At 59.6% G+C, this 21,214-nt stretch carries 20 protein-coding genes; 8 read left to right on the top strand and 12 right to left on the bottom strand.

Annotated elements, in window-relative coordinates:
• Positions 1-59: 59 nt before the first annotated feature.
• The 9 genes from IE188_RS15420 to IE188_RS15380 all read right to left on the bottom strand — a co-directional run bounded on the left by IE188_RS15420 (position 60) and on the right by IE188_RS15380 (position 10,823).
• The gene (locus IE188_RS15420) at positions 60-1,082 is read right to left on the bottom strand and encodes a putative 2-aminoethylphosphonate ABC transporter substrate-binding protein (RefSeq protein ID WP_191287414.1); all 1,023 of its coding nucleotides are present in this window, start codon (positions 1,080-1,082) and stop codon (positions 60-62) included.
• A gap of 306 nt (positions 1,083-1,388) precedes the next feature.
• Positions 1,389-3,068 (bottom strand): Na/Pi cotransporter family protein, encoded by a 1,680-nt coding sequence (locus IE188_RS15415; RefSeq protein WP_191287413.1) that lies wholly within the window; start codon positions 3,066-3,068, stop codon positions 1,389-1,391.
• A 1-nt stretch (position 3,069) separates the two neighbouring features.
• Positions 3,070-3,849, bottom strand: a complete 780-nt coding sequence (locus IE188_RS15410) for an inositol monophosphatase family protein (protein WP_191287412.1) — start codon at positions 3,847-3,849, stop codon at positions 3,070-3,072.
• Positions 3,843-4,637: a DeoR/GlpR family DNA-binding transcription regulator gene (locus tag IE188_RS15405; RefSeq protein ID WP_229836919.1), complete on the bottom strand. Its 795-nt coding sequence runs from the start codon at positions 4,635-4,637 to the stop codon at positions 3,843-3,845. Before IE188_RS15405 ends, IE188_RS15410 begins: the two co-directional genes overlap by 7 nt.
• 346 nt (positions 4,638-4,983) lie before the next feature.
• A complete protein-coding gene (locus tag IE188_RS15400; RefSeq protein ID WP_191287411.1) occupies positions 4,984-6,087 on the bottom strand; it encodes a flagellar basal body P-ring protein FlgI in 1,104 nt (367 codons plus the stop codon).
• The gene (locus tag IE188_RS15395; protein ID WP_191287410.1) at positions 6,084-7,094 is read right to left on the bottom strand and encodes a flagellin; all 1,011 of its coding nucleotides are present in this window, start codon (positions 7,092-7,094) and stop codon (positions 6,084-6,086) included. Before IE188_RS15395 ends, IE188_RS15400 begins: the two co-directional genes overlap by 4 nt.
• A 9-nt stretch (positions 7,095-7,103) precedes the next feature.
• Entirely contained in the window at positions 7,104-8,555 is a 1,452-nt protein-coding gene (flgK, locus tag IE188_RS15390; RefSeq protein ID WP_191287409.1) for a flagellar hook-associated protein FlgK, read from the bottom strand.
• A 28-nt stretch (positions 8,556-8,583) separates the two neighbouring features.
• Positions 8,584-9,891, bottom strand: coding sequence for a flagellar hook protein FlgE (locus IE188_RS15385; RefSeq protein WP_191287408.1), 1,308 nt, complete (start codon positions 9,889-9,891; stop codon positions 8,584-8,586).
• Between the two features lie 113 nt (positions 9,892-10,004).
• Entirely contained in the window at positions 10,005-10,823 is an 819-nt protein-coding gene (locus IE188_RS15380; protein WP_191287407.1) for a flagellar motor protein MotB, read from the bottom strand.
• A 193-nt stretch (positions 10,824-11,016) separates the two neighbouring features.
• Between IE188_RS15380 and hmgA the strand changes: the two genes are divergently transcribed.
• The 6 genes from hmgA (at position 11,017) to IE188_RS15350 (ending at position 17,177) form a co-directional block, all read left to right on the top strand.
• A complete protein-coding gene (hmgA, locus tag IE188_RS15375; RefSeq protein WP_191287406.1) occupies positions 11,017-12,369 on the top strand; it encodes a homogentisate 1,2-dioxygenase in 1,353 nt (450 codons plus the stop codon).
• The gene (gene maiA, locus IE188_RS15370; protein ID WP_191287405.1) at positions 12,369-13,007 is read left to right on the top strand and encodes a maleylacetoacetate isomerase; all 639 of its coding nucleotides are present in this window, start codon (positions 12,369-12,371) and stop codon (positions 13,005-13,007) included. Before hmgA ends, maiA begins: the two co-directional genes overlap by 1 nt.
• Positions 13,008-13,014: 7 nt before the next feature.
• Positions 13,015-14,274, top strand: a complete 1,260-nt coding sequence (gene fahA, locus IE188_RS15365; protein WP_191287404.1) for a fumarylacetoacetase — start codon at positions 13,015-13,017, stop codon at positions 14,272-14,274.
• Positions 14,275-14,301: 27 nt separating this feature from the next.
• Positions 14,302-15,252 carry an MBL fold metallo-hydrolase gene (locus IE188_RS15360; protein WP_191287403.1) on the top strand — a complete coding sequence of 317 codons (951 nt, stop codon included), beginning with the start codon at positions 14,302-14,304 and terminating at the stop codon, positions 15,250-15,252.
• 114 nt (positions 15,253-15,366) lie between these two features.
• Positions 15,367-16,977: an FAD-dependent oxidoreductase gene (locus IE188_RS15355; protein ID WP_191287402.1), complete on the top strand. Its 1,611-nt coding sequence runs from the start codon at positions 15,367-15,369 to the stop codon at positions 16,975-16,977.
• A gap of 5 nt (positions 16,978-16,982) precedes the next feature.
• Positions 16,983-17,177, top strand: coding sequence for a DUF2783 domain-containing protein (locus tag IE188_RS15350; RefSeq protein WP_191287401.1), 195 nt, complete (start codon positions 16,983-16,985; stop codon positions 17,175-17,177).
• A gap of 52 nt (positions 17,178-17,229) precedes the next feature.
• Here IE188_RS15350 and IE188_RS15345 read toward each other — a convergent pair whose 3' ends face one another.
• Complete coding sequence (locus IE188_RS15345) at positions 17,230-17,607, bottom strand: hypothetical protein (protein ID WP_191287400.1); 378 nt, start codon at positions 17,605-17,607, stop codon at positions 17,230-17,232.
• Between the two features lie 89 nt (positions 17,608-17,696).
• Here IE188_RS15345 and IE188_RS15340 point away from each other — a divergent pair, with 89 nt between their 5' ends.
• A complete protein-coding gene (locus IE188_RS15340) occupies positions 17,697-18,296 on the top strand; it encodes a TetR/AcrR family transcriptional regulator (RefSeq protein ID WP_191287399.1) in 600 nt (199 codons plus the stop codon).
• On the opposite strand, the gene IE188_RS15335 is transcribed toward IE188_RS15340, so the two are convergent.
• The gene (locus IE188_RS15335; protein WP_191287398.1) at positions 18,293-18,946 is read right to left on the bottom strand and encodes a peroxiredoxin; all 654 of its coding nucleotides are present in this window, start codon (positions 18,944-18,946) and stop codon (positions 18,293-18,295) included. The genes IE188_RS15340 and IE188_RS15335 overlap by 4 nt on opposite strands.
• A gap of 190 nt (positions 18,947-19,136) precedes the next feature.
• Here IE188_RS15335 and IE188_RS15330 point away from each other — a divergent pair, with 190 nt between their 5' ends.
• Positions 19,137-20,576 carry an aldehyde dehydrogenase family protein gene (locus tag IE188_RS15330; protein ID WP_191287397.1) on the top strand — a complete coding sequence of 480 codons (1,440 nt, stop codon included), beginning with the start codon at positions 19,137-19,139 and terminating at the stop codon, positions 20,574-20,576.
• Positions 20,577-20,628: 52 nt separating this feature from the next.
• Here IE188_RS15330 and IE188_RS15325 read toward each other — a convergent pair whose 3' ends face one another.
• A complete protein-coding gene (locus IE188_RS15325) occupies positions 20,629-21,156 on the bottom strand; it encodes a DUF3833 domain-containing protein (protein ID WP_191287396.1) in 528 nt (175 codons plus the stop codon).
• Positions 21,157-21,214: the final 58 nt, after the last annotated feature.

The following is a 21,214-nucleotide window of genomic DNA, read 5'->3' as shown; positions in this document are numbered from 1 at the left end:
AGTTCCGGAAGGGGTGTGTGGGACAGCAGGGGGCGGGTTGCGCCCCCTGCTTGATTGGCTCAGGACTTGGGTTCGGACTTGCCGTCATAGCGGCGCTGCCATTCTTCCAGAATGGCGGCCCGGTTATTTGCCGCGAACTCGAAGTCGTTTTCGATCATTGCATCCAGCAGCCCCTCGGGGAAGTGCTCGACCGGCTTGGCGATGCCTGGATAGGCGACAACCGCATAGCCGGTGTTGTACATCTCGTTAGCTTCCTTGGTGACGGTGAAGTCAACAAGGGTCTGCGCGGCTTCAAGATTGGCCGTGCCCGCGACAATCGCCGTGGCTTCCATGTCCCAGCCGACCCCTTCGGATGGCACGATGATTTCCAGCGGCGCACCGTCGGCTTTCGACTTTGCACCCCGGAAGGCAAACGAGATGCCGATCGGAATTTCCCCCGATGCGGCCAGCTTGCACGGCTTCGACCCGGAATGGGTATAGCGCGCGATGTTTTCGTGCAGCGCGTCCATGTATTCCCAACCGCCTTCTTCACCGAACAGTTGCAGCCAGCTGGACACGTCAAGGAACCCAGTGCCGGAGGAATTGGGGTTTGGCATGATCACGTGACCGGCATACATCGGGTCAGTCAGGTCCTTCCACGACGTCGGCGGGGTCAGACCGAGTTTTTCAGCTTCGACCGTGTTGTAGCAAACTGCGGCCACCCAGGCATCCATACCGACCCATGCCGGCGGAGTGTCCCCGTCCACGAATTTCGGGTCCAGGTTTTCGACCCCGGCGGGGGCATAGGGTTCAAGCATGCCTTCTGATTTCAGCAGCAGAAGCGACGTGGCTGCCAGACCCCAGATCACGTCGGCCTGCGGGTTGTCACGTTCGGCCAGCAGCTTTGCCGTGATGATCCCGGTGGAATCGCGCACCCAGTTGATCTTGATGTCCGGATGGCTCTGGTTGAAGGTTTCCGCGTAGCGGGCCAGATCCTCGGCCTCGACGGCAGTATAGACTGTCAGTTCCGTTTCGGCGATGGCCGCCGTGGCGAAGGCAACGCCGGCCAGAAACGACGCAAGTCTTTTTGCTGTGTGTTTCATTCTTTTCTCCTCTGTTGATCTTTTGTTTTCGTGACGCGGTCGATCAGCTTCCGCGCCATCTGTTTTCAAGCCAGTTTGGCAGGTTCTGACGACAAGAAAAATCGATTATACCTACCATATAATCGGCTTGGCTTATACCAAGCTCACTCAATGATACCCTGCACGCAACACGCGCTTTCCGAAGCGTCGTGACACGCGCACCTTGTGCGGCGCCTTGTGACACACGTTTATCATTGTTTTATGACAAGGCGGCGGCTTTGCGATGCGGCGTGTTTCGATCTTCATCTGCGCGCCCCTTTTCATGTTTCAGTCGCTGACTTCCTTCGCGTCCAGATCCTCGATCAGGCGCGTTTCGAGAAGCTGCCCGTTGCGATACAGGATCGGATAGGCAATCGCGGCAATGTGGTTGTTGATGTCCCGAAGGGCGCGCAGCGTTTCCAAGTGAATGTCGCTGGTATCAAAGCTCTCCACACGCCCGTTCTGTAGTCGGGCAAGATGATACTTGCGGCTTTTGCGTTCTGCGCGTTTGAACTCGGCCTTCTCGACCACAAGCAGGCGCGCGCTTTCCAGATCGTCGGACACCAGAACATTGCTGGCCAGGTGGAAATTCGCACAAACCGCTTCATACATCCGAACGAGCTCGGCCCACCCCTCCTGCGAAAAGCTCAGGTGACCATCCAGCTTCTCTTTCGCCACCGATGTCAGTTTGCGTCCGATCACATCACCGGCCGCTTCCAGCCGGATGGCGTACTCCATCAAGCCGCGAATGGTCTTTGTTTCGTCCTTGGAACAGCTTTCCTGCGGCATGCTGGCAACATAAGTGCGGATGCCTGACAACATCTCGTTCACCTCGTCATCCAAGGCGCGCGTCGCCCGCAGAACCGAGCTATCCGTCGCGTTGTAAAGCTGGGGGACTGTGCGAAACATTCGTTCGACCTGCCCGATCATCCGCAACAATTCACGTTTCAGGCTGGCAATTGCCTGCTGCGGCGCATCAAGCGCGGCCGGGTCCAGGGCGCTGGCAGGCTGTTCCGGCAGGGCCGATTGTCCTCGATTATGTTTCGGCAGCAACTGAGTGATCGGGCCCTCGATCAACCCGCAAAAAGGCAGGACCAGCACCAGAAGTGAAAGGTTGAATCCGATATGGGCATAGATCAGCGACTGACCGGGGCTGACCAGAAGCAACAAGTCGGGATCAGCCAGAAGATTGATCACCAACAGCACGATCAACGCCCAGCTTCCCCGCAGAACAAGGTTCGCAAACGGGATGCGCCGCCCGGCATTCGGCATGCCGCGGGTCAGCCAGATCGGAATGAACGCACTGCCAAGATTGGCACCCAGAAGCAGCGACAGGGCCGCAGCAAAGGGAATGGCGCCGATCTGGACAAGCGTCACGCACATCAGGATGGCGGCCACGCTGGAATGCATCACGAAAGCCAGGGCGGCGCCGACGATGAAGGCCGTCAGAAAGTCCCGCGCCAGATAGCCGGAAACGGCCGGAAGAAAGGCGCTGTCACGGATCGGCTCCACCGCTTCGCGCAGAAATTGCAGCGAGATCAGGATGAACGCGACCCCCATAAGGATGCGGCCAAACTGCCGTCCCCTCTTGTTTTCGACTTTGACGAAAAGCCAACCGCCAACCGCAAGCAACAAGGGCACCAGCCAGTCCAGCTTGAACGACAGGATCTGGATGATCAGCGCCGATCCCAGATCGCCGCCCAATACAATTGCAAGACCGGTCGGAAAGGCAAGATACCCACTGGCCGCAAACCCTGTCGCCAGAAGCGCCACCGCCGCCGAACTTTGCAGCACGACCGCCAGGAAAACACCAGTGAAGCTGGCCCCGATCAGGCTGTGATTCTCGGTCAACATGCGTTGGAACGCAGCGCCAAAGCTGCGTTCGATCCCGGTGCGCACCATGCGCACGGCGAACAGCAGAAGCATGGTGGCCCCCGCAAGGCTGATGACAAAGGTCACGATTGCCATGTCAGACCCCCACCAGTTCAAGCAACTCAGAGTGAAGCGCAGGAGTCGCCGCCGTGACAATGCCCGAGGTGCCCGATTCCATCGTCAGGGCATTGCCATTCCAGTCGGTGATAACACCTCCGGCAGCCTCGATCACCGGCACCAGGGGCAGGTAATCATAGGGTTGCAGATCCTCGTCCACCACCGCATCGGCATGTCCCATCGCAACCAGCGCATGGGGATAGCAGTCATACCCGAACCGTCGCGTCTGGCCCGCCGCGACAAGCTGGTCAAAAACCTGCGGGTGTCGGGCGTATATCTTCTCTGCTTCGTTGATATACAGGATCGCCTGATCCAACACCGTTTGCGACGAGGCATGGATTCGGGTGCCATTCAGCGTCGTCTGACCACCCCGCACGCCGATTACCGTTTCGTTCAGCGCAGGCATCCCGATCAGCCCGATGTCAGGGATGCCCCTGCAAAGCCGCGCCAGAAGAAACCCGAACAGCGGATGGCCCGACAAAAAGGACCGCGTTCCATCAATCGGATCAATGCTCCAAACGTGGTCCACGGTCAGGTCGGTTGGGCCAAACTCTTCGCCCAGTATGCCATCGTCGGGAAAATGCGTTTTAAGATAGTCGCGCACACGCAGTTCAACCCCGCGATCGGCTTGGGTAACCGGGCTTTCATCCGCCTTCAGCTCAACGTCAAGCAGATTGCGAAAATAACCCATGGCCGCCTCGGCGGCGCGCGCGGCGATCTTGCTGGCATGGATAACCGTGGTGTCCGCCCCTGTCAGCATTCCACAACCTCATCGGAAATGTTGCGGACGGCTACACCCCAGCTCTCCAACTGCTGTGCCAGACTGTCCTGCGGCGCACGATCCACGATCAGACGGTCAATTCTGTGCGGCAGGAAGCCTTGATGCGGCGCTTTCGATCCGAACTTGTGATGGGTCATCGCAACGACCGAAGCATCCGTGTTTCCGATCACGACCGAGGCCAACTCTGCTTCGGCCCGGTTCAAATACAGAAACCCATGTTTGGGGTGCAGCGCATCGGCGCTGAGCACGGCAAGGTCAAAGCAGAACTGCCGCGCCTGCTGTTCCGCCACATGGCCGAATGCGCCCAGCTCGTCGGCATGCATCTCGCCTCCCAGAAGATAGACGCGGTTGTTGTTGTGACCCACCAGCGTCTGCGCCACTTGGACCGAGTTGGTGACAACGGAAAGCGCACCGCGTGCACGCAGCTCTTCTGCAACGAACGACGTTGTGCTGCCCACGTCCAGGAACAGAGTCATGCCATCCTGAACCTCGCGCAGAAGGGCCTTGGCGACGGTTCGTTTTTCCGTTGCGTGTTGTTCGATCCGTTTGAAGAAGCTGGGGTCGCTTTGTGTGCCGACAAGATAGGCGCCGCCATGCACCCGCGCGACCGACCCGGCCTTCGACAATGCCTTGATGGTGCGGCGCACAGTTTCCTCGGATACGTTCAGGGTGCTGGCAAGGTCCGAGTTCTTGGCAAAGCCCCCGACTCTGCGAATGGCATCCAGCATTTCCAGCTCGCGATAGGAATGTTTGGTCTCGCCCGCCACATCGGCCTCCGGATCGGTGGTCTGCTCAGGACTCTAGGCATAACCACATTTTCTCACATATCTGTGGAGTTTTGCCCGTCTAAATGTGGATTTCAAGCAAAATTCAGGACGCCCGCCTCTAAAGCAGCCTGTTCAATGCCGGATGATCAGTTGGCAGGCCAGTTAATCGCGCCGTAAAAGTGACTGCGGTGAGCATGTGTTTTTCGAAGGCTGCGTGGATAGATCAAGAAGGCATGCCCGCGTCGCTAGCAGAAACAGGCGATGAAATAACGACGGCAGTTATTGTGAAAGGCGTCACCGCCTTCGGATCTCAGCGCGGCCGGTTAACCACTGCGCCTTGTCGGTTTCAGCGAACAACAAAATCCGCATGAAGTGCCCCAGCAGCCTTGATGCTTTTCAGTATGTCGATCAGGTCCCGAGGCGCAACGCCCAGCGCATTCAGCCCCGCAATGACATCTGACAGGGACGCGCCGCCATCCACCTCCGCCAGCCCGATGCCCGGCTCTTTCTCGATCCCCGCTTGGGTGCGCGGCACCAGTATCGGCTCGCCGTTCGAGAATGGATTGGGCTGCACAACAACCGGGGTTTCCTGTATGCGCAGGGTCAAGTTGCCCTGCGATACCGCAACGCGGCTGATCCGCACATCTGACCCCATGACAATGGTGCCAGACCGTTGATCCACGACAACTTTTGCTTTCCGTTCGGGTTCCACCCCCAGGTTTTCGATGGTCCCAATCGCATGGGCGGGCGATATGGCACGGGTTGCGCCGATATCGACAACGACTGTGCCGCTGTCCAGCATACGGGATACCACCCGGTCAAACCTGGCATTGATCGCGCGCTCGATCCGCTCGGCGGTGGTGAAATCGGGGGTGCGCAGCGCCAGCCGAATGGATTTCAGCTTGGTAAAGTCAAAGTCGATCTCTTGCTCGACCCGCGCGCCGTTGGGAATGACGCCACTTGTCGGTACACCTTGCGTTACCTTGCCAGCGTCCCCCTCCGCGACCGCCCCGCCTGCGATGACAGTGCCTTGTCCGACGGCATAGATTTCGCCATCTGCCGCGTTCAAAGGTGTCATGATCAGGGTTCCGCCCAGCAGGCTTTTTGCATCACCGATGGCCGAAACCGTCACATCAATCCGCGATCCGGCGCGCGCAAAGGGGGGCAGGGCGGCGGTCACGAAAACAGCGGCCACATTCTTCGGGCGGAACTGCTCGCCCGTGATGTTGACGCCTAGCCGTTCCAGGATGTTGGACATGATGTCTTCGGTAAATGGCGCGTTTCGGATTCCGTCACCGGTGCCATTCAACCCGACCACCAGCCCATACCCCACCAGATCGTTGCCCCGCACGCCATCGAATTCCACCAGATCCTTGATGCGCACGGTATTGGCCTGCGCGGCCGTTATCGAAAAAACGAACCAGAGAGTGAGGATCAAGAACCGGGTCATCGCATGTAATCCGTGAAATTCAGGGAAGAAAGCCGGGCCGTCACGGTGTAAAGGCTTTCCATTTGGTCATACAGCGCCTGCAAAGCGGTCGCCGTTTCATAGGGGTCGGCGGCGGTCAGACGATTATAGGACAGTTCCAGCGCAGTTTTTTCGGCGGCGTTGCTGGCCGCGGCCGCCTCGATCCGCGCCTCGATCCGGCCAATGTCAGCCCGCGCGCTGGTCAACCCGTCAATCGCATCCAGAAGATTGCCTGAGGATCGGTTGGCAAGCGCCCGCTGCGCGTCGAGATCACCCGCCAGGGCTCCTTCGGCCAGCACGGCGGACTTGGCAAGCGCGGCCAGAAGATCGCGGATTTCGGTGTTGTCAGCGCGCAGGGGTTGCGATGCGGTTTCACCAACGCGCAGGCGAAATGGCCCCAAATCCTTATCGGCGCCCTGATAGGCCATGCTGTCAAACCCGTCACCGGGCGCTGTGAACCAGTCGTCAATCCGGTCTGATACTCCGGCTGCGGTGGTTTCCCCTGCGATCGCGGTCATGACCTCTGACAAGATTGCGTCTGCCCCCGCCAGCGCAGGACCATCGCTTGCTGCCCCTGCAAACAGCGCCCGCCCGCCGAGACTGGTGTTGAGGTTCGAGATCACTGATGCCATCCGTTCCCGCGCATCCACAGCGGTGGCGTGCAACAATCCGCTGTTCCGCGAACTGACAGCCAATATAAGATCGCCCGATACGGCCTCGGCTTGGTTCTGAACGGCACCCAGCACCGTTTGCGTACCGTCAAGCACGGTCGTGGCCTCGGCTATGCTTTGGGCATAAGCTGATTGCAGCTTCAAACTGTGTTCGACACCAGCCACCGTGCCGAAATCGCCCGATACCTGGGTTGCCAGTTCTGCTTTGCGACCGGTTGACAATTCCAGACCCAGACGCGTCATATCCTGCTTGATCTGTGCCGTCAGGTGGCGGGTCTGAAATGTGCTGGCAAGATCTCCGTAACTTACGATTGGCATTCTACCCTCCTAGATGGCCAGCAAGGTCTGGATCATTTCATCGGCGGTCGACATGACGCGCGCATTCGCGGCATAGGCCTGTTCAATCTGCATCAGCTTTTGCATCTGGGCATCGGTATCGACCCCTTGCGCAAACTCCATCTGACGCAGTGTCTGCTGTTGGGACGAGGCAAATCCGAGCCGGGCTTCGGTCTGAAGCCGCTCTGAACTGATGCTTGACAGAAGCTCGGACGCCAAGCCGGCTGTGGAATGCGCGGTGGAAGTAAACCCGCCTGACACCGGGGTTCGTATCGCTCCAAGCCCGTCAATGAGGCCGTTCAGCAAACTGGCATCGCCCACATTGCCCTGCGCGGCCGCGCCCAGCCCGTCGCGCAATCGCCAAAGCGATCCGCCCTGGGCCGGGTCGACCGCGGCATTCAGCATCAGCCGCGACGACAGCGCCACTTCGTCAGCGGGTGCAAAGGCTGCACCGGCATCAGTAAACAGACCCGGATCGCCCGGTGCACGCGTTGCATCAAGAGTGGGATCCTGAAACCGTTCGACAAGATTGCGGGCAAATCCATCCAATCGTTCCTGCGCAACAACAGCGAGCTCATCGCGCACGGCAAACAGGCCAGACAGGGCGCCGCCGGCCAGCGGGCTGCGATCCCCACCGGCTTCAAGCGGCTGCCCGTTCAGCGTCAGACCCGACAACGCACCACCGGCGCGTGTCATCTCGGGCACGATCATGTTGACAGTTGAAAAACCAAGGGTGGCGGGTTTGCCATCCAGCAACATCGCCCCACCCGTGGTAACCAGGGCAACCGAGCCATTGTCGCGCGGCAGCTGTTTCAGCGGCACGATCGGCGACAGCGCGTCGATTTTCTGCTGTCGCAGGTCCATCAGGCCGGACGGGTCGGTACCGCGTGCCTGCGCGGCCTGGATCTTGACGTTCAACGCCCGTACATCCTCGAGCCCCGCATTCAGCGTTGCAACCATTCCCGCAATTGCCTGATCCGCATCCAGCCGCGCGGCCTGAATATGATCTGATGTGGCCTTCAAATGCGTGGTCAGACCCTGGGCGGCGTTCAGGACGGCGGACTGGCGGGTCTGACTGTCGGGGCGCGCTGCCGCTTCGATCAGCGTTGCCTCGAACTGCGCCAGACGGCCGGACAGAGACGCGGGCTGATCGGGCGTACCGATCGCCTGCTCCACCCCCTGCAGAAACGTATTCTGCGCGCCGTGATACCCGGTTGCGGCATCGGCCAGTCGCCGGTCCCCGATCAGAACGTCGTCCATTTGCCGCAGCACGCCATCGATCCGCACTCCGCCGCTTCCGGGGGTTTGGGCTGACAACGCCAATGAGCGCGTGCCGTAGCCTTCCGTCATCGCATTCGCAACGTTGGACGAGACAAGCTCGGCCGCGCGCGATGTGGCGGTCAGCCCTGACAGGGCGTTCGAGAAGGCGCCGGAAATGCTCATCGGTCAGTCTCTGATCAAGCCTCTGTTATCAGCGTTTGATGTTGGTGGTTTCTTGCAGCATCTCATCCACCGTCTGGATGACCTTCGCGTTCGAGCTATAGGCCCGCTGCGTCTGAATCAGGCTGGTCAACTCGCCCGCCACATCCGTGGTCGAACCTTCGCGCGCGAAACCCACGACTTCGCCTGTCGGACCGTCACCGGCATCCCACATGAAGAACGATCCGCTTTCGGGTGACACCTGATAGGCCTGGTTCGAGATCGAGATCAGCCCGTTCGGATTGGGCACATCCACCAATGGAACCTGATAGATCGTGCGAATGAACCCGGTGTCATAAGTCGCCTTGATGTATCCGTGTTCATCAATCTGAACGGCCGTCAGATTGCCCACCGGCGAGCCATTCTTGGTGATCGCAACCGGTGCGAAACTGTCTGACAGTTGGGTCAACCCGTTCGGATCCCCGATCTTGCCGATGGTCAGCGACAGCGGGCCGCCCGCGACGGTCAGATCCAGTGTACCATTCGTTGCATTGTAGGTGCCACCAGACACCACGACGACCGAGGCAAGTGAACCGCCATCCGTGCGCGAATCATCGAAGGTCAGGGTGTATTCCCCCACCGTAGCGCCACCTGAAGCGCTGTCGGTGATGACCATGGTCCACTGGTTCGACGATCCTGTCGCCGGCACGATCGGCGTGAACGAGAAATCCAGTGTCTCGGATGTACCGAGGTTGCCGAAATATTCCACCGACAGCGGGCGTGCGGTTCCCGCTGATCCCGCCTCGGTTTCGACCGCGGGCAGATTGACACCAAGCTTCATCGTGGTTGTCGGATCACCCGCCGTCTGGTTGGCGTTGATGACCACCGGTTCAAGTCCCACCCCCGTGTCGCGCGGGAACGTCGCCACGTTTCCATCCGCATCGGCCGGCCAGCCCAGCAACACCAGACCGGTTTCGGTTTTCAACACACCTTCGGAATCGGTGCGGAACGATCCGGTCGTGGTCATCATCATCGGGCGTTCGCCGGGATTTGCGTCGCGATACACCTCTTGCGTGACGGGCAACATGCCGCGCCCACCGATTGCGATGTCCATCGGGTTGGATGTGGAAATCAGCGGGCCGTGTTCGTCGATCAGGCGTTGCGTTGTCGTGCGTACGCCACCCGCAGAATAGGTGCCCGCCCCGGCCAGCCCCCCGATCACAAGGTTCTGGAAATCCGCCGTGGCACGTTTGTAGCCAAACGTCGAAGAGTTGGCGATGTTGTCCGAGATCGTGGCCAGTTTGGTTGCATGTGCATTCAATCCGGCGACGCCGGCACTGAGTGAGGAGGAAATCGTCATGGTGCGCCTTTCTGCTGCATCTACCTCTATGTCGGCTTTCATCCTTACTGGCCCGACCTTAACAGGCGCCTAACGGCTAAAATTGCAGGCAAATCAGGCGTCGAACCAAGCCGTCAACGACCCGAGCGCAACAGAATCAGCTCGATCCGGTTGTTTCGGATCGCCATGGCATCGGCGACCACCGGCTCGCGGTCGGCATGGCCGGTCACGCGGGTGATGCGATCAGCCCCCAAGGGGCTTTCTTCGAACATCTCGCGTAACCGGGTCGCGCGGCCGGTCGACAAGCTCCAGGCGGTGTTTTCGATCACCACCACCGGTTGCGTGGCCACATGGCCTTCGATTGCCACCCCGTTTTCGACCAGATCGAAGACGCGGGCGATCATCGCAACCAATTCCGACAGCACTGCAGTGGGTGTCGTCGTGCCCGGTTCAAACAGCGGCGCGCCATCAAGGTCGAACAGTTCGACCAACAGGCCTTCGTCAGTGACACGGGTCACGATGTGCCGGGCGATATCATCGCTGGCCATGCTTTCACCGCCACGGGCGAACAGCATCTGCTCCAGCTCCTCCAGTCGCGCGTTTTCGGTGGCCGCGTCGTCCCCCAAGCCACCCTGGTCCAGAGTTGGGTCACGCGGAATGCCGCCGTTCCCGGTTTGCGACAGGATTTCCTCGACAAAAACGCTGTCACCGCCGAACGACCCATCCCCCCCGCCCGACACACGGGTCACCGGGATGGTCGGATTGAAGTAATCCGCGATCCCCTTGCGTTGCTTTTCCGTTGTTGCGTTCAACAGCCACATCAGAAGAAAGAAGGCCATCATGGCAGTCACGAAATCGGCATAAGCCACTTTCCATGCGCCGCCGTGGTGTCCACCACCGCTGACCTTCTTTACCTTCTTGATGATAACTGGCGCATTTGCGTTTGCGCGCATCTCACCACCTCGTCTTTCACCCGGGATCAGTGATAGCGGGACGAAGTTGACGTGGACTTAACCTTTCAAATTGTTGGAAATTATTACTTCACCTGTGAAGATTCACTTTCCCTTGACTTCATTTCAATCGCAACGATACGATTGACGGGCAAACAGGATTGGCCCCGCAAGGGGTATTGAAACGAGGCTTCAGATGAACCAGCACAGCCCGTCGCGCGACATGACGCGCGCGGTGTCCGCCGTTGGCACCGACACCCATTACATGCCCGGATGGGCCAATGACTTCGAGACCGAGGCCCTGCCCGGTGCGCTGCCGCAAGGGATGAACAGCCCGCAGAAATGCGAATATGGTCTCTATGGCGAACAACTGTCCGGCACCGCCTTCACCGCCAACCCGCCCGAGCGGACATGGACCTATCGCATCCGCCCGTCGGTGAAACACTCGGCGCGGTATACAAAGATCGACGTGCCGTATTGGAAATCGGCGCCCAATGTCGACCCGGACGTGGTCAGCCTGGGCCAGTACCGCTGGGATCCGGTGCCGACGACCGAGGGTCTGAACTGGATCACCGGCATGCGCACCATGACCACGGCGGGCGACGTGAACACGCAGGTCGGTATGGCCAGCCACATCTATCTGGTTACCGAATCCATGGTGGACGACTATTTCTTCTCGGCCGACAGCGAGCTGCTGGTCGTGCCGCAGGAAGGCAAGCTGCGGTTCTATACCGAACTGGGCATCATTGACCTTCAGCCGCAGGAAATCGGCATCATCCCGCGTGGACTTGTCTATCGTGTGGAACTTCTGGAAGGCCCTGCCCGTGGTTTCGTCTGTGAAAACTATGGCCAGAAATTCGAGATGCCCGGTCGTGGCCCGATTGGTGCCAACTGCATGGCCAACCCGCGTGACTTCAAGGCCCCTGTGGCCGCGTTTGAGGATCGCGAGGTGCCGTCGACCATCACCATCAAGTGGTGTGGTCAGTTCCACAAAACGGAAATTGGTCAATCCCCGCTGGACGTGGTGGCATGGCACGGCAACTACGCACCATACAAATACGACCTGACCACCTATTGCCCGGTCGGCGCGATCCTGTTTGACCACCCGGATCCGTCGATCTTCACCGTGCTGACCGCGCCTTCGGGCCAGCCGGGCACCGCGAATATCGACTTCGTGCTGTTCCGCGAACGCTGGATGGTGGCTGAAAACACCTTCCGTCCGCCGTGGTATCACAAGAACATCATGTCCGAGCTGATGGGCAACATTTACGGCCAGTATGACGCCAAGCCGCATGGCTTCGTGCCTGGAGGCGTGAGCCTTCACAACATGATGCTGCCACACGGGCCGGACCGCGATGCGTTTGAAGGCGCGTCGAATTCGAACCTCGGCCCCGAGAAGCTGGAAAATACCATGTCCTTCATGTTCGAGACCCGTTTCCCGCAACACCTGACCGCGTTTGCAGCGAATGAGGCGCCGTTGCAGGATGACTATATCGACTGCTGGGACAGCCTTGAGAAGAAATTCGACGGGACGCCCGGCAAAAAATGATGACGCTCTATGGATATTGGCGTTCGACGGCGGCCTATCGCGTGCGGATTGCATTGAACCTGAAGGGGATCAGCGTCGCCCACGTGTCCGTGCATCTGGTGAAGGATGGCGGGCAACAACATACGCCTGCGTATGTTGCGAAGAATCCGACCCATCTGGTACCCTCGCTGGAGCTGGAGGGCGGCACTGTCCTGACTCAGTCGCTGGCGATCATCGACTATCTTGAGGCGATCCAGCCAGACCCGGCGCTTTTACCGTCGGACCCGGTTGCGCGCGCCAAGGTTCTGGCCGCCGCCCATGTCGTTGCGATGGACATTCACCCGGTGAACAACCTGCGCGTGGTGTCCCATCTGGCCGACACCTTCGGCGCGGATGTGGAGGCCAAGCGCCAATGGATGTGCCACTGGATGGACACGGGCTTTGAGGCGCTGGAACAGATGGTGCGCAAGGATACGCGCTTTTCCTTTGCCGACACACCGTCACTGGCGGATATCTGTCTTGTTGCGCAATATTACAACGCACGGCGCTGGGGGCTGGACCTGACCCCCTATCCGCGCCTGACCGAGATCGAAGAAACCTGTCTGGCCCTGCCTGCCTTCGCCGATGCGCGACCCGAGGCACAGCCGGACGCCGAATGAGGATCACATGAGCCAACTGAAAAAGTCATGGGTGGACAGCGCGAACTCTGCCGAGACACCCTTTCCCCTGAACAACCTGCCTTACGGCGTGTTCTCGACCGCTGACAGCGAGCCGCGCTGCGGCGTCGCCATCGGGGATATGATCCTTGATATGCAGGCCGCTGAAGAAGCTGGCCTGATCGAGATCGGGGACGAACCCGTTTTTGACGTTCCCTTCTGGAACGAGCTGATGGAGCTGGGATCAGACGCATGGGCCGCCCTGCGCGCCCGTCTGGAACAGCTGTTGGGAGAAGGCGCGACCGAACAGGACGCGGTTGCACCCTTGTTGGTGGCCCAAGCGGACGCCGAGCTGCACATGCCTTTCCTTGTCTCGGAATACACCGACTTCTACGCCGGTCGTCAGCACGCGGCGAACATGGGCGCGATCCTGCGTGGCTCGCCCGACCTGCCCGCCAACTGGCTGCACATCCCGATCGGTTATAACGGTCGTGCGTCCTCGGTCGTGATCTCGGGCACCCCAATCCATCGCCCGAACGGTCAGCGCAAGGCACCAGACGCCGAGATGCCCAGCTTCGGCCCCTCGATGCGGCTGGATATCGAGCTTGAGATGGGGGCGATAGTCGGCAAAGCGTCGGAGTTCGGCCAGCCGATCACGGTGGACGAGGCGGACGACATGATCTTTGGCTATGTGCTGCTGAATGACTGGTCCGCGCGTGACATACAGGGCTGGGAATACCAGCCGCTTGGCCCGTTTCAGGGCAAAGCATTTGGCACCTCGATTTCCCCATGGATCGTGACCGCCGCCGCACTGGAAGAGTTCCGCGCGCCCACGCCCGAGCGTGAAAAGGAACTGCTGCCTTATCTGGATGGCACCAAGGACGGCCTTTATGACATCGACCTTCAGGTGCTGATGCAACCCGAAGGGGCCGACAAGGCCAGCGTCATTGGCGAAACCAACTACACGCGCATGTATTATTCGGCCGCTGAACAGCTTTGCCACCACGCGGTGGGCGGTTGCGGCATGAATGTGGGCGACCTGCTTGGCTCTGGCACCATTTCAGGCCCGACCAAGACCGAATATGGCTCGCTGATGGAGATGAGCTGGGCCGGCCGCGAGCCCTTCACGCTGGACACCGGAGAAACCCGCACCTTCATCGAAGATGGCGACACCCTGACCCTGCGCGGGGCGGCCAAGGGCGATGGCTTCCAGATCGGCTTTGGCGATTGCGTCGGAAAAATTCTGCCCGCCGTCAACTGGCCCCGTTAAACCGAACACAGATCAAGGACGAAACCCATGGCAAAAGCATTCGCGTCGCAAGGCGACATGACCGAAAAGAAGATCAGCTTTACCGAGGTGGGCGACGGGCTTTACGCCTTCACCGCCGAAGGTGACCCGAACTCGGGCGTGATCATCGGCGATGACAGCGTGATGATCGTCGAGGCGCAAGCGACCCCACGACTGGCAGGCAAGGTGATCGAATGTGTGCGTTCGGTGACTGACAAGCCGATCAGCCATGTGGTGCTGACCCATTACCACGCGGTGCGCGTGCTGGGCGCGTCGGCCTATGGCGCGGATCAGATCATCATGGGCGACACTGCCCGTGCGATGGTGGTCGAACGCGGGCAGGAGGATTGGGACAGCGAGTTTCAGCGGTTCCCGCGATTGTTCGAGGGGCATGAAAGCATCCCCGGACTGACCTATCCGACCACCACCTTTTCCGATGACATAACCGTTTATCTGGGCAACCGGCGCATCGACCTGATGCATCTGGGCCGCGCCCATACGGCGGGTGACATCGTGATCCATGTGCCGGATCAGAACGTGATGTTCACCGGCGACATCGTCGAATATCACTCGGCCTGCTATTGCGGCGATGGGCATTTCAGCGACTGGGGGGATACGCTGGACAACATCGCCGCCTTTGATGTGGATGCGATTGCACCGGGGCGTGGGGATGCGCTTGTTGGCAAAGAGATGGTGAACGCCGCCATTGAAAACACCCGCGATTTCGTGGAAAGCACCTATCGCCCGGTGGCCAAGGTCGCCGCCCGTGGCGGATCGCTCAAAGAAGCCTGGGACGCCTGCCGCGCCGAATGCGACCCCAAATTCGCCGATTATGCGATCTATGAACACTGCCTGCCATTCAACGTCGCCCGCGCCTATGACGAGGCCCGTGGCATCGACACGCCGCGCATCTGGACCGCCCAGCGCGATCTTGAGATGTGGGCGGCCCTGCAAGGCTGACAAACAACGGGATGCGGTGACGCATATCAGCGCATCCCCATCAGATTCGTAGCTTTCGCAACGAATTTCGCTAAGATGCGTATCGGCGACCATCGCCAGCCGGAGGAGAACCGCATGAACAAGATTTTCGAAGTCCCGCTTTACCCCTATGAACGCAGCCCAGATCAGGATGCCGCTGCCCCGGTGCGCCACCCGGTCGTGATCATCGGTGCCGGTCCCATCGGGCTTGGCATGGGGATCGACCTGGCGCAGCAAGGTGTGAAGGTTGTGATCGTGGATGACAACGACAAGGTCAGCTTCGGATCTCGTGCGATCTGTTTTGCCAAGCGCCCGCTGGAAATCCTCGACCGGCTGGGCTGTGGTCAGGCGATGGTTGACAAAGGTGTCGAATGGGACGTGGGCAAGGTCTTTTTCGATGATCGCGAGGTCTACAAATTCGAGCTTCTGCCCGAAAAGGGCCACCAACGCCCGGCCTTCATCAACCTTCAGCAATACTATTTCGAAGAATACCTTGTGAATCGCGTGCGCGAGTTGGAAGCCGAAGGCGCACCGATCGAAATACGCGGTGGCAACAAGGTCACGGCCATCGGCACCCACCCCGACCACGCGACGCTGGAAATCGACACGCCCGAGGGGTCATACAACATCGAAGCGGACTGGCTGATCGCCTGTGACGGTGCCGGATCGCCCACCCGTCAGATGCTGGGGCTGGATTTCGTCGGGCGTGTGTTTGAGGACAACTTCCTGATTGCCGACGTGATCATGGAGGCCGATTTCCCCTCGGAACGCTGGTTCTGGTTCGACCCGCCCTTCAACCGCGGCCAGTCCGCGCTTTTGCACAAGCAACCCGATGGCGTCTGGCGCATCGACCTGCAACTGGGCTGGGACATCGACAAGGAAGAGGAAAAGAAGCCTGAAAACGTGATTCCGCGTCTGAAAGCCATGCTGGGCGACGATGTGGAGTTCGAGCTTGAATGGGTCTCGATCTACACCTTCCAATGCCGCCGGATGGAAAAATTCCGCCATGGTCGCGTGCTGTTTGCCGGGGACGCCGCGCATCAGGTGTCACCTTTCGGCGCGCGCGGCGCGAACTCGGGACTGCAGGACACTGACAACCTGGGTTGGAAGTTGAAGCTGGTGATTGACGGCAAGGCTGATGAAACCCTGTTGGACAGCTATGATATTGAACGTATCCACGGGGCGGATGAAAACATCCTGAACTCGACGCGATCGACCGATTTCATCACCCCGAAATCCGAGATGAGCCGCCTGCTGCGCGATGCGGTTCTTGATCTGGCCGAGCATTATGAATTTGCCCGCCCGCTGGTGAACTCGGGCCGTTTGTCGGTGCCCTGCACCTATGACGGTTCACCGCTCAACTCCGCCGACGCGCTGGATGGGCCGATCAAGACGCGCCCCGGATCGCCCTGCCCGGACGTGCCTTTGGGGGACGAATTCCTGCTGCCCAAACTGGGCAATAAGTTCATTCTGCTGACCATCGACGCCGACGCGCCCGATGTTGTCGAAGAGGACGGCATCAGGGTTGAGCGACTGGCACTGTCCGTAAAAGACGACAAGACCGGCGCGCTGAAAGAACGCTATCTGGGTCACGCGCCCAGCGCGGTCTATCTGATCCGGCCCGATCAGCACGTTGCGGCCCGTCGCCCCAGCTTTGATGAAAACCTGTTCCGCGCCGCGATCCGCCGTGCGACCGGCAAGGAGTGACCGATATGACTGATCTTATCCTGACGCCCAACATCAACCGTGCCGACGATTTCTATGCCGAGCTGCTGGCCGCGCATGAAGGTCTGTCTAAGGATGACAGCGATGCCCTGAACGCACGGCTGATCCTGATTCTGGCCAACCATATCGGAGACCGCGAGGTGCTGAGCCAGGCGGTGAACGCCGCGGGTCTGCCTGAGTAACAGCCAATTTTGCAGAACGCATGAAGCCCGGCTGTCTGGCCGGGTTTCCTGTTTATCCCATGGGCTTTTGAGTTGGTCGAACAAAGATACTGACCAGCACCATGATTGCGGATACCTGCCCTAGCAGAACGGCGGGCCAGATCAGCGGGAACTGCGTATCCAGATATTTCTGCGGACCGAAGGATAGCGGCGCGATTGCAACTGCAAGCAAGGCAAACACCCGCCCCGCGCCTGACGTCACAGGGCCGAGAAGGATCGCCGCGGCAGCAACTGCGAAACTGGCACCAAGTATCGGCCCGATACCGCCCAGCGGGATCTTTGTCGGTGGATGCGGCGCAACGCCCGCGAACAACGAGGCAAGCATAACAGCTTGCAGGATTATCAGCATCACCAGTCCGGCGACAGCGGTTTCAGTCGGTCGACCAAGCATTGGGAAGCTCCTTATCCGTAATTGTGTGTACGCTTGCTTATATCCGTAATGAAGTGTACGCTTTTGTCAATACAAAAAGGCGAGAGTCCATGAAAGACGACACGCGGGCCGAGCGGCAAAGACAGATCGAATTGGCGGCCTATCAGGTTCTGGAAGACAAGGGGTTTGCCGGGGCATCCATGCTGGCCATCGCCAGGCAGGCGAAAGCGTCGAACGAGACACTGTATCGTTGGTACGGGGACAAAACGGGGCTGTTCAGCGCCCTGGTTGCGCGCAACGCCGCCGATGTGAAAGCCATGATCGAAAGGCATCTGTGCGCCAAGACGAAGCCGGTCGAAATACTGGAGCGGCTGGCACCCGCCTTGCTCGACGTGCTTCTGGGTGACAAGGCCATCGCCCTGAACCGCGCTGCTGCGGCAGACAGTTCAGGTGTTCTTGGGCAAGCGATCTTGCAATCCGGGCGCGAATCCATCGCCCCGCTGATCGGAGCAACACTTGAGCGGGCCAGAGCCGACGGCGTGTTGTCCTTTGACAGCACCGAAGAGGCCGTATCGCTGTTCGTTGACCTGTTGGTGGGGGATATGCAGATCCGACGCGCCATTGGCTTGGTCAAGGCACCGTCGACGGCAGATACAGAAAATCGCGCGAAGGTGGCCCTCGCGCGATTTCAGGTTCTGTTGGCGCCTTAGCTCGGGTCTGCCGTGGTCCGCAGATAGGGCAGCTTGATGTCCACGTCACCAAACTTGGCCTTCGCCTCGTCGTCGTTCAGCGTCAGCGCAACGATCACGTCCTGCCCTTTGACCCAGTTGGCAGGCGTGGCGATGGGGGTGTTGTAGGTGGCCTGCAAGCCGTCCAGCGCGCGCAGCACTTCGGCGAAGTTTCGACCAACCGACATTGGATAGGTCATGATCAACTGCACCTTCTTGTCCGGCGAGATGATGAATACCGACCGGACCGATGCGGAATCTGCCGCCGTGCGCCCATCGGGCAAATAGGCATCGGCAGGCAGCATATCGAACATCTTGGACACGGCCAGATCCTCGTCCGCGATGATCGGGAAATCAGGGGTCGCGCCGGAATAGCCTTCGATATCCTTTTTCCAGCTGACATGCTCGGCGGCGCTGTCCACAGACAGGCCAATCACCTTGGTGCCGCGCTTTTTCCATTCATCGGCAAGCTGGGCGACGGCACCGAACTCGGTCGTGCAGACCGGGGTGTAATCCTTTGGATGCGAAAACAAGATCGCCCAGTCATCGCCGATCCAGTCGTGGAAGGTGATCTCCCCCTGATCTGTTTCGGCAGTGAAATTCGGTACGGTGTCGTTAATGCGAAGTCCCATCTGGTCTCTCCTGTGCTAAAGTACGGTTGACTAAGAGTTACGATCTGTTTGCCATTTTTAAAGACCCCGAGCGACCCCGAATGCAGCCAAATCGTCGCATCTGAAAAATTTGATCAAATTTTGTTTCGATGGGTTGCGTTGGCCAATTCCCGGTGCCAGAGTGCACGCAAATCCGACCAAGGAGGCTGGAATGATCGAGAAACGCGATTTCTATATCAACGGGAAATGGGTGGCCCCTGCGACACCCAACGACCTGAATGTCATCGACCCTTCGACCGAAGAGGTCTGCGCGGTCATATCGCTGGGCGATCAGGCAGATACGGATGCCGCTGTCGCTGCGGCCAAGGCAGCGTTTGCGGACTGGGGTTTCTCAAAAAAGGAAGACCGGCTGGCGCTGATCGAAAAGCTGCTGCAGGTTTATCAGAAACGCTCGGACGACCTGGCCGAGGCGATGAGCATGGAAATGGGCGCACCGATAGACCTGGCGCGCACCGCACAGGTCGGATCCGGAACCTGGCACATCCAGAACTTCATCACCGCCTTCAAGGATTTCGAGTTCGACAAGATGCTGGGGGCACACGCGCCGAATGATCGTCTGCTTTATGAACCCATCGGTGTCTGCGCGTTGATCACGCCGTGGAACTGGCCGATGAATCAGGTGTCGCTGAAGGTCGTGGCCGCCATGGCCGCAGGTTGCACAATGGTGCTGAAGCCGTCGGAAATCGCGCCGCTTTCCTCGATTGTCTGGAGCGAAATCGTCGACGAAGTGGGCTTCCCGGACGGGGTCTATAACATGGTGAACGGCGACGGTATGGGCGTCGGCACGCAACTGTCCACCCATCCCGATGTCGATATGGTCAGCTTCACCGGATCGACCCGCGCAGGTATTGCCATCTCGAAGGCAGCAGCCGATACGCTCAAACGCGTGTCTCTGGAACTGGGCGGCAAGGGCGCCAACATCATCTTTGACGACGCTGACGACAAAGCCGTGAAGCGGGGCGTTATGCACATGATGCAGAACACCGGTCAAAGCTGCAACGCACCGTCCCGGATGCTGGTGCAGCGCAGCGTCTATGACCAAGCCATCGAGACCGCACGCGAGGCGGCCGAGAAGGTGCAGGTCGGCCCCGCAAATCAGGAGGGCCGTCACATCGGCCCGGTGGTCAGCGAGGCCCAGTGGAACAAGATCCAGGACCTGATTCAGACCGGAATCGACGAAGGCGCGCGCCTGATCGCCGGTGGCACCGGGCGGCCCGAGGGTCTGAACAAGGGATACTTCGTCAAGCCGACAATCTTTGCCGATGTGTCCAACGACATGACCATCGCCCGCGAAGAAATCTTCGGCCCCGTGATGGCGATGATCCCCTTCGACACGGAAGAAGAGGCCGTCGAGATCGCCAACGACACCGTCTATGGCTTGACCAACTATGTCCAGACACAGGACGGCCAGCGCGCCAACCGCGTGGCCCGCCACCTGCGGTCCGGCATGGTCGAAATGAACGGCACATCCCGCGCCGCAGGCTCGCCTTTCGGCGGCTACAAACAGTCCGGCAACGGGCGCGAGGGCGGCATTCTGGGGATCGAGGATTTCCTTGAGGTCAAAGCCGTATCGGGCTGGTCGAACGATTGATCCGAAGACATCGAATCTGAAAGGCCCGCGATTTGCGGGCCTTTTTTGTGGGTCAGCGCTTTTCAAACACGATGATCGCCTCGCCCACCGTGACCCCAAATTTCTTCACATAGGCCCGGTTCAACACCCGATCATCGGTCAGAAGCCACATCCAGTCATCAAAATCGACACGGGTGGTTTTTCCGTCCCGACCGGGCAGGTCGATGCGATAGGTCCAGTTGAACGTATCGCCACGCTCTTCACCGGTCGCCTGGCCAATCACGCCGGGCGCAGTGCCAGACCATGTGTCGTCACCGGTTTTGTTTAGGGTCCAGATGCGCTGTTCGGTGCCGCCGTCGGCATAGGTGAAATCCTCGATCAGGGTCAGGGTCTGCCCGTCCCACGTGCCATTGATGTCAACTTCAAAGCGCCGTTTTACATTGCCGAACAGGTCTTGAAATTGGCCGTGAGCGACGGTTTTACCTTCAAAGAACTCCTCAAGGTTCAGATCGCGGCTGCTGAGCTTGGGATCATCAAGATCAGGTGCGCCACCGCATCCGATCAAAAGCGCACAGGCCAAAGCGGAAAGTTTCAGTTTCATATCATCCCCAGCGCGTTGTTACGTTGGGAATATTACGCGAACGGAATTGCTTTGGATC

The organism is Aliiroseovarius zhejiangensis, assembly GCF_014656375.1.
Classification (GTDB): domain Bacteria; phylum Pseudomonadota; class Alphaproteobacteria; order Rhodobacterales; family Rhodobacteraceae; genus Aliiroseovarius; species Aliiroseovarius zhejiangensis.
The sequence above is the reverse complement of the archived record's forward strand: the minus strand, read 5'-3'. Positions and strand labels throughout refer to the sequence as shown.